Origin of the sequence: Rufibacter sediminis, from assembly GCF_014269285.1 — a bacterium.
In the GTDB taxonomy this organism is placed as follows: Bacteria; Bacteroidota; Bacteroidia; order Cytophagales; family Hymenobacteraceae; genus Nibribacter; species Nibribacter sediminis.
Genome location: NZ_JACOAF010000004.1, coordinates 77,506 through 90,613, shown reverse-complemented (window position 1 = coordinate 90,613; position 13,108 = coordinate 77,506). Strand labels below are relative to the sequence as shown.

8 protein-coding genes are annotated in these 13,108 nt (G+C 55.9%); 4 read left to right on the top strand and 4 right to left on the bottom strand.

All coding sequences use genetic code 11. From position 1 onward, the window contains the following. Positions 1–286: 286 nt before the first annotated feature. The 3 genes from ricT (at position 287) to H7U12_RS02020 (ending at position 3,572) form a co-directional block, all read left to right on the top strand. Entirely contained in the window at positions 287–1,816 is a 1,530-nt protein-coding gene (gene ricT, locus H7U12_RS02030) for a regulatory iron-sulfur-containing complex subunit RicT (protein ID WP_186632419.1), read from the top strand. After that, positions 1,816–2,298, top strand: coding sequence for a gliding motility lipoprotein GldH (locus tag H7U12_RS02025; RefSeq protein WP_186632093.1), 483 nt, complete (start codon positions 1,816–1,818; stop codon positions 2,296–2,298). Before ricT ends, H7U12_RS02025 begins: the two co-directional genes overlap by 1 nt. Positions 2,299–2,468: 170 nt before the next feature. Next, positions 2,469–3,572, top strand: coding sequence for an endonuclease/exonuclease/phosphatase family protein (locus H7U12_RS02020; protein ID WP_186632090.1), 1,104 nt, complete (start codon positions 2,469–2,471; stop codon positions 3,570–3,572). Positions 3,573–4,368: 796 nt separating this feature from the next. On the opposite strand, the gene H7U12_RS02015 is transcribed toward H7U12_RS02020, so the two are convergent. After that, the gene (locus tag H7U12_RS02015; protein WP_186632087.1) at positions 4,369–4,857 is read right to left on the bottom strand and encodes a hypothetical protein; all 489 of its coding nucleotides are present in this window, start codon (positions 4,855–4,857) and stop codon (positions 4,369–4,371) included. Between H7U12_RS02015 and H7U12_RS02010 the strand changes: the two genes are divergently transcribed. Then, complete coding sequence (locus H7U12_RS02010) at positions 4,844–6,463, top strand: hypothetical protein (protein WP_186632084.1); 1,620 nt, start codon at positions 4,844–4,846, stop codon at positions 6,461–6,463. The two genes, H7U12_RS02015 and H7U12_RS02010, sit on opposite strands and share 14 nt — an antisense overlap. Before the next feature lie 426 nt (positions 6,464–6,889). On the opposite strand, the gene H7U12_RS02005 is transcribed toward H7U12_RS02010, so the two are convergent. From H7U12_RS02005 to H7U12_RS01995, 3 genes are all read right to left on the bottom strand, one after another. After that, entirely contained in the window at positions 6,890–7,759 is an 870-nt protein-coding gene (locus H7U12_RS02005) for an SDR family oxidoreductase (RefSeq protein WP_186632081.1), read from the bottom strand. 286 nt (positions 7,760–8,045) lie between these two features. After that, the gene (locus H7U12_RS02000) at positions 8,046–8,972 is read right to left on the bottom strand and encodes a hypothetical protein (protein WP_186632078.1); all 927 of its coding nucleotides are present in this window, start codon (positions 8,970–8,972) and stop codon (positions 8,046–8,048) included. Then, positions 8,962–12,957, bottom strand: a complete 3,996-nt coding sequence (locus H7U12_RS01995) for an AAA domain-containing protein (protein ID WP_186632075.1) — start codon at positions 12,955–12,957, stop codon at positions 8,962–8,964. The genes H7U12_RS02000 and H7U12_RS01995 overlap by 11 nt, the downstream gene beginning before the upstream one ends. Positions 12,958–13,108: the final 151 nt, after the last annotated feature.

Sequence of the window (13,108 nt, the reverse complement as noted above, 5' to 3'; positions counted from 1 at the left end):
CTGCCCCTCCCTTAGTAAGACACTCACTGTCAGGAGGATAAATTCTTGAATTTCAGGAGAGAGATGACGCGCAGCTTTCCGGTATCTTGAGAAGTATATTTTTGAAAACAAGAATTATCTATATAAAGGAAATTAACCTGTGGGATGTAGTTCATGTTCTAGTGGCGGCTGCGGCACCAAAACCACCTCTGCCGACGGCACCGAGGTAGTAGCGGGTTGCAAAAGCAACGGCGGTTGCAGCACGGGAGGCTGTAACCGATTAAATGTATTTGATTGGCTCTCAGACATGGAAATACCCGTGTCTTTCAAGGAGTTTGATATAGTGGAGATCCGTTTCAAAGGCGGACGCAAAGAGTTTTTCCGGAACATCAACCGGCTGCCGCTCATCACCGGCGATGCCGTGGTGGTAGACGTGCCTAACGGGCACCACATCGGGCACGTGTCTCTGAAAGGCGAGCTGGTGCGTCTGCAGATGAACAAGAAGAAGGTTCAGAACAACGACGAGATCCGGAGCATCTACCGCGTGGCTACTGAGAAGGACATGGAAAAGTTCAACCTCGCCCGCGAGCAGGAACCCGCCACCATGTACCGCGCCCGCGCCATTGTGCAGGAACTGAAGCTCAAGATGAAGCTCTCAGACGTGGAATACCAAGCCGATAAAACCAAGGCCACCTTCTTTTATTCCGCCGATGACCGCGTGGATTTCAGGGAACTGATCAAGAAACTAGCCGAGGAATTCAAGGTCCGGATTGAGATGCGCCAGATCAGCCTTCGGCACGAAGCCGGTCGTTTGGGCGGCATCGGGTCCTGCGGCCGCGAACTGTGCTGCTCTACCTGGCTCACCGATTTTAGAAGCGTATCTACCACTGCGGCGCGTTACCAGAACCTGTCTCTGAACCCCAGCAAGCTGTCTGGCCAGTGCGGGCGCCTCAAGTGCTGCCTCAACTATGAGCTGGAAACCTACATGGATGCCCTCAAGGACATTCCTAACGTGAACCGTCCGCTGCAGACCAAAGCCGGCGATGCGTTTTTACAGAAGACCGATATCTTCCGGCGCATCATGTGGTTCGGATATCGCGGCGACAGCAACTGGTTTCCGGTGACCGTAGAGCGCGTACACGAGGTTCTGAAGATGAACGCCGCCGGCGAGATGCCCGAGAACCTGGCCGAGGAAGTGAAAAAGCAGCTCCCCGAAGTGGTAGACTTTGTGGAAGCGCTGGAAGGCAACCTGGACCGCCTGGACGAGCAATACAAAGCCAAGAAAAAACGCAACAAGAAAAAGAAAAACGGAGCTGCTGCCGGAGCGGCCCCAACCGCTACCGAGGTGCTGGCGCAGGCCGCTCCTACTCCAGAAGCCCGCAGAGACCGTCCGTCGGGTAGAGCGGTGGAAGGAGGCGAAAACAAGCCCCGGCCAGAGCGCAACGGAAACAAACCAAGAGGCAACGAAAACCGCCAGGCCAAGCCAGAACGTGATCCGCAGGCCAAAGGACAGCAGCCGCAAGGAGGCAAGCCCCGGCCTGAGCGGGACCCTAACCGCCCTGAACGTGACCCGAACCGCGCTCCTAAAGAAGGGAACCAGGGCAATCGTCCTCCGCGCCAGGAACGCCAGGAGCGTCCGAAGGGCGAGCGTCCACCGCAGTCCAACCGACCCCAACCCGTGGCGCAGGCCGCGGTGGCAGGTGTGACCGCCCCGGAGAGAACCGAGGCCGGGCCACGGCCAGAGGGCGAGCAGCGCAGCAGACGTAGCCGCAACAGAAACAACCGGAACCGCAAACCGGGCAACCCAGAAGGCGGAGCACCCAAAGCCGAAGCATGATGAGAAAACGATTCCGTCTTTTTTTGTCTTTGCTGAGCCTGGGTCTGTTTCTGGTCAGCTGTGACGCCAACCGCGTGTTTGAAGAAAACCAGGACATCCCGGACAACCAGTGGCCGGTAAAACTGGCGCCGGTGTTCACCTTTGAAATCACGGATACCACGCAGCAGTACAATGTGTTCTTCAACGTGCGTAACGCGCTGCATTATCCTTTTTACAACCTGTACCTGCGGCATTACCTGGTAGGGCCAGACGGGCAGCAGATCAATTCCATGCTGCACGAGATGTACCTCATGGACCCCAAAACCGGGGAGCCCCGGGGCAACGGCACCGGCGACATTTTCGATCACCGGTTTAGGGGCCTGAAAAATGTTCGGTTTACGCAGGCTGGTAAATACCAGCTTAAGCTGAACCAATACATGCGCCAGGACCCTCTGCCCGGCATCATGTCGGTGGGGGTGCGGGTAGAGAAGGTAGCGCCGTAAACGCACCTGCATAAAATTTCTGAAAGCCGTTTTTGGCCAGATTTAAGTAAATCTGGCCAGAAACGACTTTTTTTTGTGGCGGTATCCTCGGTAGCCGCGTCCGTATTTCTACAGAAGCAACCCTAGCTGCCAAAATCAGTATGTGAACGAACCGAATCTCTGTATGGCCTATGAAAATCGCCCTTGAGCTGCTTGGCTGTATTGCCATTTTAGCTTCCTTGTTAACCCTTGTTAAGAGCACCTACTGGTGGATAAGAATCCTGGACTTCCCCCGGGTGCAGGTCGTCTTGCTGAGCACCTTGATCTTGGGGGCGTATGGCTGGCTTTACGGGTTTGAGCTGCTGACCCAGAAAATTTTTGCCGGCCTGCTGGTCCTGGGTATCGTGAATGAACTGGTGCACGTGTACAAGTTCACTCCCATGGTGCGGGTGCAGGCGCTACGGTCTAAGCTGAAAGCGCCCAAAAACTCCTTCGGGATCATGATATCCAACGTACGCATGTCCAACACCCGTTATGATCGTTTCCTGAAAGTGGTGCACGACAATGACCCTGATCTGCTGCTTATCAACGAGCCGGATCACCGCTGGGCCAATGCCATTTCTGAGTTAGATGAACGCTACCCGTACTGCATCAAAGAGCCCTTGGAAAACACCTATGGCATGATGTTCTATAGCAAATTCAAACTCACCCACACCGAAGTTCGCTACCTGGTGGAGGACGGCATCCCGTCTTTCTATATGTTGATTGAACTGCCCACCGGCAAGAAGTTTGACCTGTTCACCGTGCATCCGCAGCCGCCGCACCTGAACAAAGACACCGACACCCGCGAGGCGGAGTTGCTGACCGTAGCCAAGATGGCGAAAGACTCGCCCTACGCCAGCATTGTGATTGGGGACCTGAACGATGTGGCCTGGTCCTACACCACCAACCTCTTCCGGAAAATAAGCGGCTTGCTGGACCCGCGCATCGGGCGCGGTTTCTTTAACACCTATAATGCGTTCGTGCCGTTTTTCCGGTATTCCCTGGACCACATCTTCTATGACCCGGCTTTCCGGCTGATCAGAATCAAGCGGTTGCCGTTCTTCGGCTCAGACCACTTCCCTATGTTCATCCGGCTGAACTATGAACCTTTGGAAGCCGATGAACACCATGTTCCTGAGCCTGATGAAGAAGAAAAGGAAGACGCCGAAGAGCTCCTGAACAAGCTGGACGTGAACGATCCCGCTGACTCCAACACCATCCCCCTTCAGGGAAAAACGAGCGAGCCGGCATAGCAACTTTCATCACTATCTATAATCGTCCCAGGAACTCCCCTCTACAACAGAGGCGCGTTTCTGGGGCGATTTTGTTTTTAGGGCTTTCTTCCGTTTTACCCTGTATGAGCTTGGCAGCAGGATGATTCCATCGTCGCTTTTTAGGAGTAGATCAATCCGTTTCGTGAAGCCTGAGGAAAGTTTTTGGTTGTTGCTATGTTTTTCACCTGCTAACGTGGTTTGTTGGTGAGAACACCAACAAAGGCAGCGAAAGGCACTAACATCAACAAAGACGGGCCGGTACCAATAAAGCCAAAAAGCGATCAACACTTCCCTTCCTATGATCGACACTTCTCTTCCTGTTTTTAGGGACAGCGCCTGAGTGAGTTCTTGATCAGAGATTAAGAGAATGCACTCTGGTGTCTGACACGATCAAAAGCAAGCTAAGGCTGAAGCCGTTTCGTTGCGGCTGCCGGAGAGAAATAGTTCGGCAGAACATAGTCAAAACACCATGTTTTTGTTTTTTGCCGCTTTTCTAAAAAACAGGCGGAAAGCACACGCGCCAAAATCAATTTCGTAATTCAGGCTTAAAATTTAACACAACTTTTAAGGCTATTCTCCTATTGATTCTTTCTGAATTAAAAAATCGCAATGAATGAGTTAACCATGCAAACACCCGTTCGTATAGTATAAACACTTGCCTCAGATATGGGTACAATTTTCCAATCTAAGGCAAGTGCTTTCAAGACACCATTCTAAAACTAAAACAAGGAGATTTAACCATGAAAGAAAATCAAAAAGAGCAGCAAAACGATAATCAGGGCTCTTCTACTTCTGGCTCAACCAGTGGTACAGGCGCAAATGCTTCTACCTCTTCTTCCTCCGGTGGAATGGGCTCCAGCTCATCTTCAGGTACCTCTTCTGGATCTTTAGGCTCACAAGGCGCTTCCGGTGCACAGGGCACTTCTGGCGCACAAGGGGGCATGTCCGGTTCTACGGGCAGTTCAACAGGTAGCAGCGGTTCCGGCAGCAGCGCAGGCTTGGGCAGCACCAGTTCTCCAACCGCTTCCAGCGGCACTTCTTCCTCTAAAACAGGCGCCAGCGCCTCTTCATCAGATACATCATCATCAGCAGCAGGCAAGAGAAGCGGCGGAAGCAAAACTTCCAGCTCTTCCAGCACTCCCAAAGCAAGTTCCAAATCAGGCTCTTCCACTTCGTCTAAATCTGGCAAGTCAAGCAAGTCAGGTGATTCGTCTGGCTCAGACAACAACGCCTCTGGCTCCTCTGCCTCAATGGGCAGCGGCATGGGCTACGGCGGATCGCAAGGCGGAGAGCACGGCAACCAGGGCAGCTCTTCTATGAGTGGCATCAGCGGGGGCGGCAACTTTAACGGCGACCAAGGTGGCTACGGATCACAAGGCGGTAACAACTATGGCGGCGGCCATAACGGTGGCAACGGATACCAAGGCGGCCAAGGTGGTTATGGCGGATCACAGGGCAACAGCGGCAGCTTTGGCGGCGGCAATTCCTGGAACAACCATGATGACCAGCACAACCGTTACGGCGGACAAGGCGGCGGCAACTATGGTGGCCAGGGCGGTTACGGTTCCCAGGGAAACCAGGGCGGCTCTAACTACGGCCAAGGCGGCTACGGCGCTCAGGGAAACCAAGGAGGCTCTAGCTATGGCCAAGGCGGCTACGGAGGATCAATGGGTCACTCCGGCGGACAAGGCGGCCAGGGTGGTTACGGTGGAGGCTCTGGAATGGGCAGCAATCCGTACGGCATGAGTTCACAAGGTGGCTACGCCGGCAACTCTTCCCGTTCAGAGTCTGACCGCGGCGGCTATTCTAACTACGGCGGTTCCGGCTATTACGGAAACCAGATGGGCTACGGCACTGAGAGCGGCTACGGCATGCACGGTGGCGGTGGCCAGGGCAGCGGACACGGCGGCTACAGCCAAGGCTATAGCAATCAGCAAGGCGGTTCTTATGGCTCTATGGGCTCCAGAGGAGGCTCGTATAGCGAAGAATACGGTTCACGTGGTGGTTCACAGGGTGGATCTCGCGGTGGCCAAGGCTATGACGGCAACTCAGATTATGATGGCGGCTACAGCCAGGGCGGCAACGCCTACAGCACCCAATCAGGAAGAGGGCCAGGCCACGGCGGTAGCAACTACGGTTCCCATGACATGGGCTCCAGAGGGGGTTACGGCGGCAACATGGGCTCTGACATGGGCTCACGCGGCGGCTACGGTTCTTCTCAGGGCGGAAACCAGGATTGGCAAGGAGGCGGCGGCTCACGCGGCCAGAACCGAGGCAATGACAACAGCGGCTACGGCTCTATGAGCGGCGGCAGCGGCCAGGGCGGCTACAGCACCCACAACGCACAAGGCGGCGACTTCGGCTCGCGCAGTGCCCAGGGCGGCTACGGCTCACAAGGCGGCTCGTCTTACGGCTCAAGCCAAGGCTCGCAGGGCGGAAGCTTCGGAGGTTCCAACTACGGCAACATGGGCTCTGATATGGGCTCCCGCGGTGGTTATGGATCATCCGGATCTGGCTCAAGACAAGGCGGCCAAGACCATGATCGCGGACACGGCGGTGCTTCTACCGGCGGTGGCTACGGCGACCAAAGCCGTGACTACGGCATGGGCGGCTACGGCCAGGGCGGAAGCAGCTACGGCGGCTCCAGCGGATACGGTTCTTCTTCTTCCGGAATGGGTTCCCGTGGCGGCTACGGCGGCACACAAGGCGGACAATCCAGCTACGGAGGCGGTGGCTCCGGCTACGAGAACCGTTCTGACTACGGACGCTCCAACCAAGACCATGACGATCATCGCTCCGGTGGCAGCGGAAGTGGCAACGGTAACCGCAACGGGAATTCTTCCCGCGGTGGTTCCAGAAATGACCACTAAGGTCTAACCACCCATTACATGAAAAATCCCCGCTGGTGCTCCCAGCGGGGATTTTTGTTTTCAGAAGAACAAGCGCTTCAAAACAGATCAGTCATATATTGCCGATGTTTCTGTCAACATACCTCTATTACCCACTATGGCCTACTACCCACTATGGCCCTACTATGGCGCGGAAGTTACTTCCGTGCCTAAAGAACAGACCGTTAGTCACGGAAGTAACTTCCGCGCCAGAATATCCTTAAGTCATAGTGATCGATGTTCTTACATTAAGGCTCACGAAAAAGCTATTGGCTGTTAGCATAACCTTTTCATCCCCTAATATCTTAACCAGCATACATCTTCTGCAGCATAAAAGCCTCTGTTTAGGGACTGCTTTTCAGAAAACAGTCTCTAAACAGAGGCTCATTACTTTTGATGTCAGCGGTTCTAAAAGCAGTCGCGGTAGGTTTGCACGAAGTTTTCAAAGGTGTGCGCGGGGTGCCCGGTGACTTCCGGGGCATCGCTGGTCACGCCGGAGGAATAACCGGCTTTGGAAATCGCGTTCAGCTCCAGCAGGCTCTCGGTCATCCAGTTGGGCAGGCCTTGCTGCTGCATGGCATTGAGGGCCGCTTCTTCGGGCACGTCTACGTAGCGGATGGTGCGGCCGGTGACGCCAGAGAAAATAGCCGCTATTTCTGAACCAGACAAGGCTTGCGGACCGGTGAGGGTATAGACTTGGTTTACATGCGCCTCGGGGTTCATCAGGATGTTGGCGGCCACCTCTCCTATGTCGCGCACGTCTACGTAAGAAACGCGGCCCTCTCCCAGGGGCAGGTAAAACGCATTCTCCTGCTTGATGCTATGGGCGTACTGGTGCACAAAATTCTGCATGAACGAACCCGGCCGTAAAAGTGTGTAAGGAATACCAGAGCTTTTGATGTACTCCTCGGCCTGGCGGTGCCATCGGCCCAACTGAATGCCCGGTTCCGCCTCGGCCCCGCTGGCCGAAAGCCGGACCACGTGGCGTACTCCGGCGGCCTTGGCGGCATCGATGAGTTGCTGGGCCATCTGGACCTGATCCTGTGTGAAAGGCGTGATCAGGAAAGCAGCGTTGACACCGGTGAAGGCCACCGCCAGGCTCTCCGGCCGATCAAAGTCCATTTCCACCAGGTCTACGCCCGGCAGGCGCTTCAGGCTGTCTCCCTTGATCAACGAGCGAACGCCCGCCCTTACGTTAGCCCCAAGCCCCGACAGTGCTTTGACAGTAGCAGAACCTACGGTGCCGGTGGCGCCGGTCACCAGAATGATATGTGACATGTTGTGTAGTTTTTAGATGCGTGAGATACGTACTTTCCTGCTTGCGCCTTAGTAAGAACGGAAAAACCACCCCAGCGTTTTCGGCTAGTTTTCAGAAAACAGACAATAAACCGGAAATAAGGTTTTTGCGGGAATCGTGCAGCTGGGCAGAAATGACCTTTGGTAAAACAGGAAATGGCAGCGGTGGCTGCCATTTCCTGTTGGGTTCTTGCTATTGGGGCTTTCTACCGGAGGCAGAGCACCAGTGCGTTTTAGGGTTCTTTTACTCAAACCAGGCGCAAAACGGCTACTTCTTCAAACGCAGCATGAACAGCGTTCCCTTCTCGTTGGAGATCATCATGTCAGTGTCGTTCACGAAAACCAAACCTTCGGCCTGGCCTACTTTGCCCAGCGGAATCTGCTCTTTCTTGCCTTTGAACGCCTGCTCGGGGCTGTCTGCCTCAAAAAGATACGTCCAGCCTTCGCCCAGCAGGGCGATGTGGAGGCCATCCGGCGAAATGTCGGCGGCGGTAATTTTGGTGGTGATCTGGACGCTGTCCAGCGGCTGCACGGTTTGGGCGGCGCCCGGTTGGTTGGCTACTCTGTAGAGCTTCACCCAGTCGCCTTTGCCGCGGTTCTTGGTGAACAGGTAGAAAGCGTTGTTGTGCATGAGAAAGCCTTCCACGTCATAGTTCAGGTTCTCCTTGGCGGGCGGAAACTCGGTTTGGTCGGCGTACTTGAACGGGATGGTGCCTACCACTTTTTTGGTCTTCTCGTCTACCTTCACAATCTGGAGGTCTTGGCGGGTATTTTCATTGTTGCCCATGTCGCCCAGGTACAGAAACCCGTCTTCGCCGCGGGCGATGTCTTCCCAGTCATTGTTCTTGCCGCCCTGCACGTTCATGGTTTCCAGCAGTTCGCCAGACTGGTTTATTTTGTAGAGCACGGCCTCATTGCCCGCGTCTGGGTGCGTCCAGAAATTACCATCGGCGGATGCCTCCAGGCCAGAGCTTTCGGGCACGGTTTTCTTGCCCATCTTGCTCGTCTCCAGCAAATCGTAGTTGTTGTTCACGGCGAATCCTTCGGTGGCCGGGTTCTTGTCTTTCTTTTTCTTGCCTTCCTTTTTGGTGGATGTCTCGGCCGTGGCCTCTTCGGTTTTGGCGGCTCCTGAGTCACAGGCCACGGCAATCAAGAGGCTGAGGCCGGCGGTAATTTCCAGTAATTTACTCTTCATAGTGTTGGGACAGTTCGGTTAATTTCTGCCAGACCTGTTGGGGCTGGCTCCAGAACTGACGGCTGTACACGGCTCCGTATTTCCAACCCCGGGCCTGGAGGCGCAGCGGCACATCGGCGTGCGAGGCTTTGGCGGAAGGACGGCGGAAGTACAAATCGTCATCGGTTAACACTACGGCCTCATACCTGTTGCCGTTGCGGAAAGTAAGGTCTGCGAAGGGAAGTTCTAATGATAAGCGCGTTTTATTACCATTTTCCCCAAACTCCTGCAATAACGCCGGGTACAGCAAAAGCGCCGATGGAATAGACGTGCCGGGTGCCTGCTTGGGCGTAAACCCGTTTTCACTCACCTCACGGGCGAAGGCCAGGTACTCGCGCAACAGCCGCGGGCCAGGATGTTTCACGTTCTCGGTGGGGAATTGCTCGGGCCACAGGCTGGACACCACGTACACCCGCTTGATGGCGCGCGTGATGGCCACGTTCAGGCGGTTTTCGCCTTTGGCCGCGTTCAGGCTCCCGAACATGGCGCGCACCACGCCGCTGGCATCCGGCGCGTACCCGATGGAGAAGATGATGTACTGCCGCTCATCGCCCTGGATGTTCTCAATGTTTTTGATGATGAGTTCCGGGGGAAGTTTCACGTTCTGGGCCAGTGCCTGCTCCTCCAGCAGATCCTGCACCAGCTGCTGCTGGGGGAAGTTGAAGGTAATGACCCCGATGTTGGTCTCGCCTTTTTTCATCAGCTCGAACACCAGCTCGCGCACGCGCTCGGCCTCTACCCTATTGGTCTGGTTTTCCCAAACGCCGTCCACTTTCAGGTACTGCAAAGCGGGCTCAGCGGTGTTCATGGCCTCCAGTTTGGGGATGAGCTGAAGTTTATGCCGGTAGAAATGCTGGTTGGAGAACTGAATCAGTTCTGGATACTGGCTGCGGTAATGCTCAGAAAGCAAAGTCTGCGGCAGGTGCAGCGCACTCAGTTGCAGCAACGATTCTACCAACAGTTCCTCGGTTTCCTCCTCGTCCGTCCCAAAGCGTACGCGGTACAGATCTGACGGTCCCAGCTGCTGCTCATCGCCGGCAATCACGGCCTGGTTCGCCCGGATCATGGCCGGAATCCCCACCTCCGCGAAACACTGCGAGGCCTCGTCAAAGATGACCAAATCAAAGATGCGCTCCAGCGGAAACAACGCCGACACCGTTTCGGGCGAGGCCAGCCAGCACGGCAACAGTTGCCGGATTTCCTCACCGAACTCGGCGTTCAGTTTGCGTAGCGGGAACAGCATCCGCTTTTTACTTACCTGCGTGAGCAAGCGCCGGTACGTGACCGGGTTGCCCAGGCGGTTGTACTCCATGTTTTTGTACGTCTGCTCGCGCAGGTTCAACAGGATGATCTGGCGGCTGAGGTCGGCTTTCTGCTTAATTTTCTCCTGCAATTCGGTCTCCAGACGTTCAATCTCGCCGGTGCTCACGATGGTGAGCACGGGATATCTGCCTTCTAGATGCTGCACCCAGGCCAGCAGCACGCTGTTCTCAAGCGCCGCTAACTGCGCCTCCACGCTGTGGGGCACCGCTGCGCGCAACTCCTCCAGCCAGGCCCGTACCACCGGCGAAAGCGTATGCACCAGCTCATCAAAATGCACCATTCGTTCAAAGTTCTCGCTGAGACTCTGCGCCATCCGCTGCCCGGCGCTAGGGTCAGTGGCCAGCGTTTCTACCTGCGAGGGCGTCAGCCATTTTTCCCACTCCGTTTGCTGTTCCTGCAGTTGTTTCAACTTTGGAAGGGTTTGGGTAAAAACGGCCCTAAAACGTTCCGCGGGCATTTGCAGCAGCGCATCGGGCAGCACGTCATAGGTGACCAGCCGCTGGATGATCTTGCGTTGCTCCCAGGCTTTCTGCAAAGCGGTCAGTTCCTGCGTTGCCTCGGCACTGAAGAAATCTGTCGGGATCTCCAGCGTAGGCTCCAGGGTTTTCAGGCTTTGCCACTGGCTTTGCAACGTTTTCCACTGCTGAAGCGCGGTGCGCAGGTGTTCTACCGCGGTATCTGCATTGGTGAGTTTCTTGGTTTCTGCCAGCGCGGCCAGCTTCTTTTTATCAGAGGAGAAAGCCCACTGGATTTTGCTCAGGAACCCGTTATGGGCCTGGTCATGCGCGGCTAACAATTGGGTGACTTGCTGGACCTCGGCGGGGCTGAGTTTAGTCTGAACCGCGGCGGTGTCTTTCTGTAACTGGCTGAACTGAGATTCCCGCTGTTTGTAGTCTTTGGTTTGGGTTAAGTTTCCGAAAAACAGGCGCGAAACGGTTTTATCCGTCAACGCTGCCTGCACCGCATGGAGCGTTTCCAGTTCCTGCACCAACGCCTGGAGCGCATCCCATGGTTCGGCTTGTGGGGGCAGCAGTTCCTGTACCTGGTTGGCCACGGCTTGCGCCGAAGCTGGAACCTCGGTGAGCAGTTGGGTGAGTTTCTGGCGCTCGGCAAAGGTGTGCAGGTGGAAAGAACGGCGGTCGTTCCACGGGAAATCTGGGCTGAGCAGCAGCACCGCGTCTTGCAGGTAATGCAGCAGGCGCGGTCGCCATTCCTGCCAGGTAGAAGCGGTGAAGTGCAGGTAAATCCCCTCGGCGGGCAGATGCGGCGCACGCGGATTGCTGCGCAAATACAGTTCCTTGGGCGACCAGCCGCAGGTTTCGGTGTCAAAGAGGGCTTCCTTGAGGCTGTTCAGCCGTTCCGAGATTTGGTTGATCCGTCGGCTGGTTTCCAGGAACTGCCGCTCGGCCTGGATGTTGCCCAGGGCCACGTTCTGCCGCTGGTATTCTTCCACCTGCTCAATCTGGTGGCGTATTTTAGAGAACACGGCGGGGCGGTCCAGGTTCAAGTCGTGCACCAGCGCCGAGAACTGGTCTAGCCCGGTGGTGGACAAGCGCTGGTACACCACATCCAGAGCAGCGCGTTTCTGGCAGACTACCAGCACGCTTTTGCCCCGCGCCAGGTAATCAGAAACCAGGTTACAGATGAGCTGCGATTTGCCCGTGCCCGGCGGACCCTGCACCACTACGCTCTGGCCCGCTTTCACCTGCCGGAGCGCGGCTTCCTGCGAGGCATCGGCGTCGAAGGCGGTGAAGAGTTGCTGCTCCAGTTGGGCATGCGCCGGGTTCACCTCGGTTTGCGGCAGAAGCAGCTCCTCCAGTGACTCGGCGGGCGGGTTCTCCAGCAGGTCATCGTAATCCGCGAGTTGGTAAGAGCCGGCCTGCGGGAAAATACCCAGCACCGCCTCGGGCTGAAGTTTCAGTTGTCCGGGCTTCCAGGTTTTCTCCAGGTCTTCGCGTTTGTAGGCTTTAAACGGTTGCAGCGCGTCTTTCAGGAGTTCCTGGTTGAAGTTGACCTCCACGTTACTTTCCTTCAGCAGCTCATAGAGTTTGGTCCGGAACTGCAGGTCATCGGAAGGGAATTCGTCAAAATCCTCTTCCATGAGCGCCTCATCGGGGGCAAGGTTGAGGTAATGGGCGTAGGCCAGCAGGAAGCTTTTATTGAAGAAGGCGGGCGTGTCCTCGGGCCGGACTAACTGCCACTGGCGTTTCTCGTTCACGCGCAGTTCCACCGGGAAAAAAAGCAGCGGGCACCGCACCAGGGTGCCATCGGGGAAAGCGCCTTCCACGAAGGGCCAGCCCACAAACAGCTCCTTCGCTCCTCGCTCCTCCCAAATCATGTGCGCCCGCCGCTGAATGGTTTTCAGGCTTTTGGTGAGCGGCGCCAGAGCGGCATCGCGGGCATCGGCTACCTCGCACAAGGTGATGTTCTGTTTTCCGGCCAGCAGGTCTTTCACGTACTCGTACGCGGGGTTTTTATAGGCGAAGTCCAGGGCGTGCAGGTCCAGGTGCAGACTGGCCGAGGGCTTGAGCAAGACCAAGGACCGGTTAGAGCCACTAAGGTTCAGGAGCCGGCGCTGGTACTGTTTGAGCAGGTGCGGAAGAGACGTTGCGGGGTTGGTCATCTGGCAATGTGAGAATCAGAAATGAGGGTAAGCGAATGCCGGGGGCAAGCGGTAAGAAGTAAACTGCTTTCAAGGAGAAACGGTTACTTTCTGCCTTTGGTACAGCGCGCACCCACCCCGGAAAATTAAGGAATGTAGGCTGCATTACAAA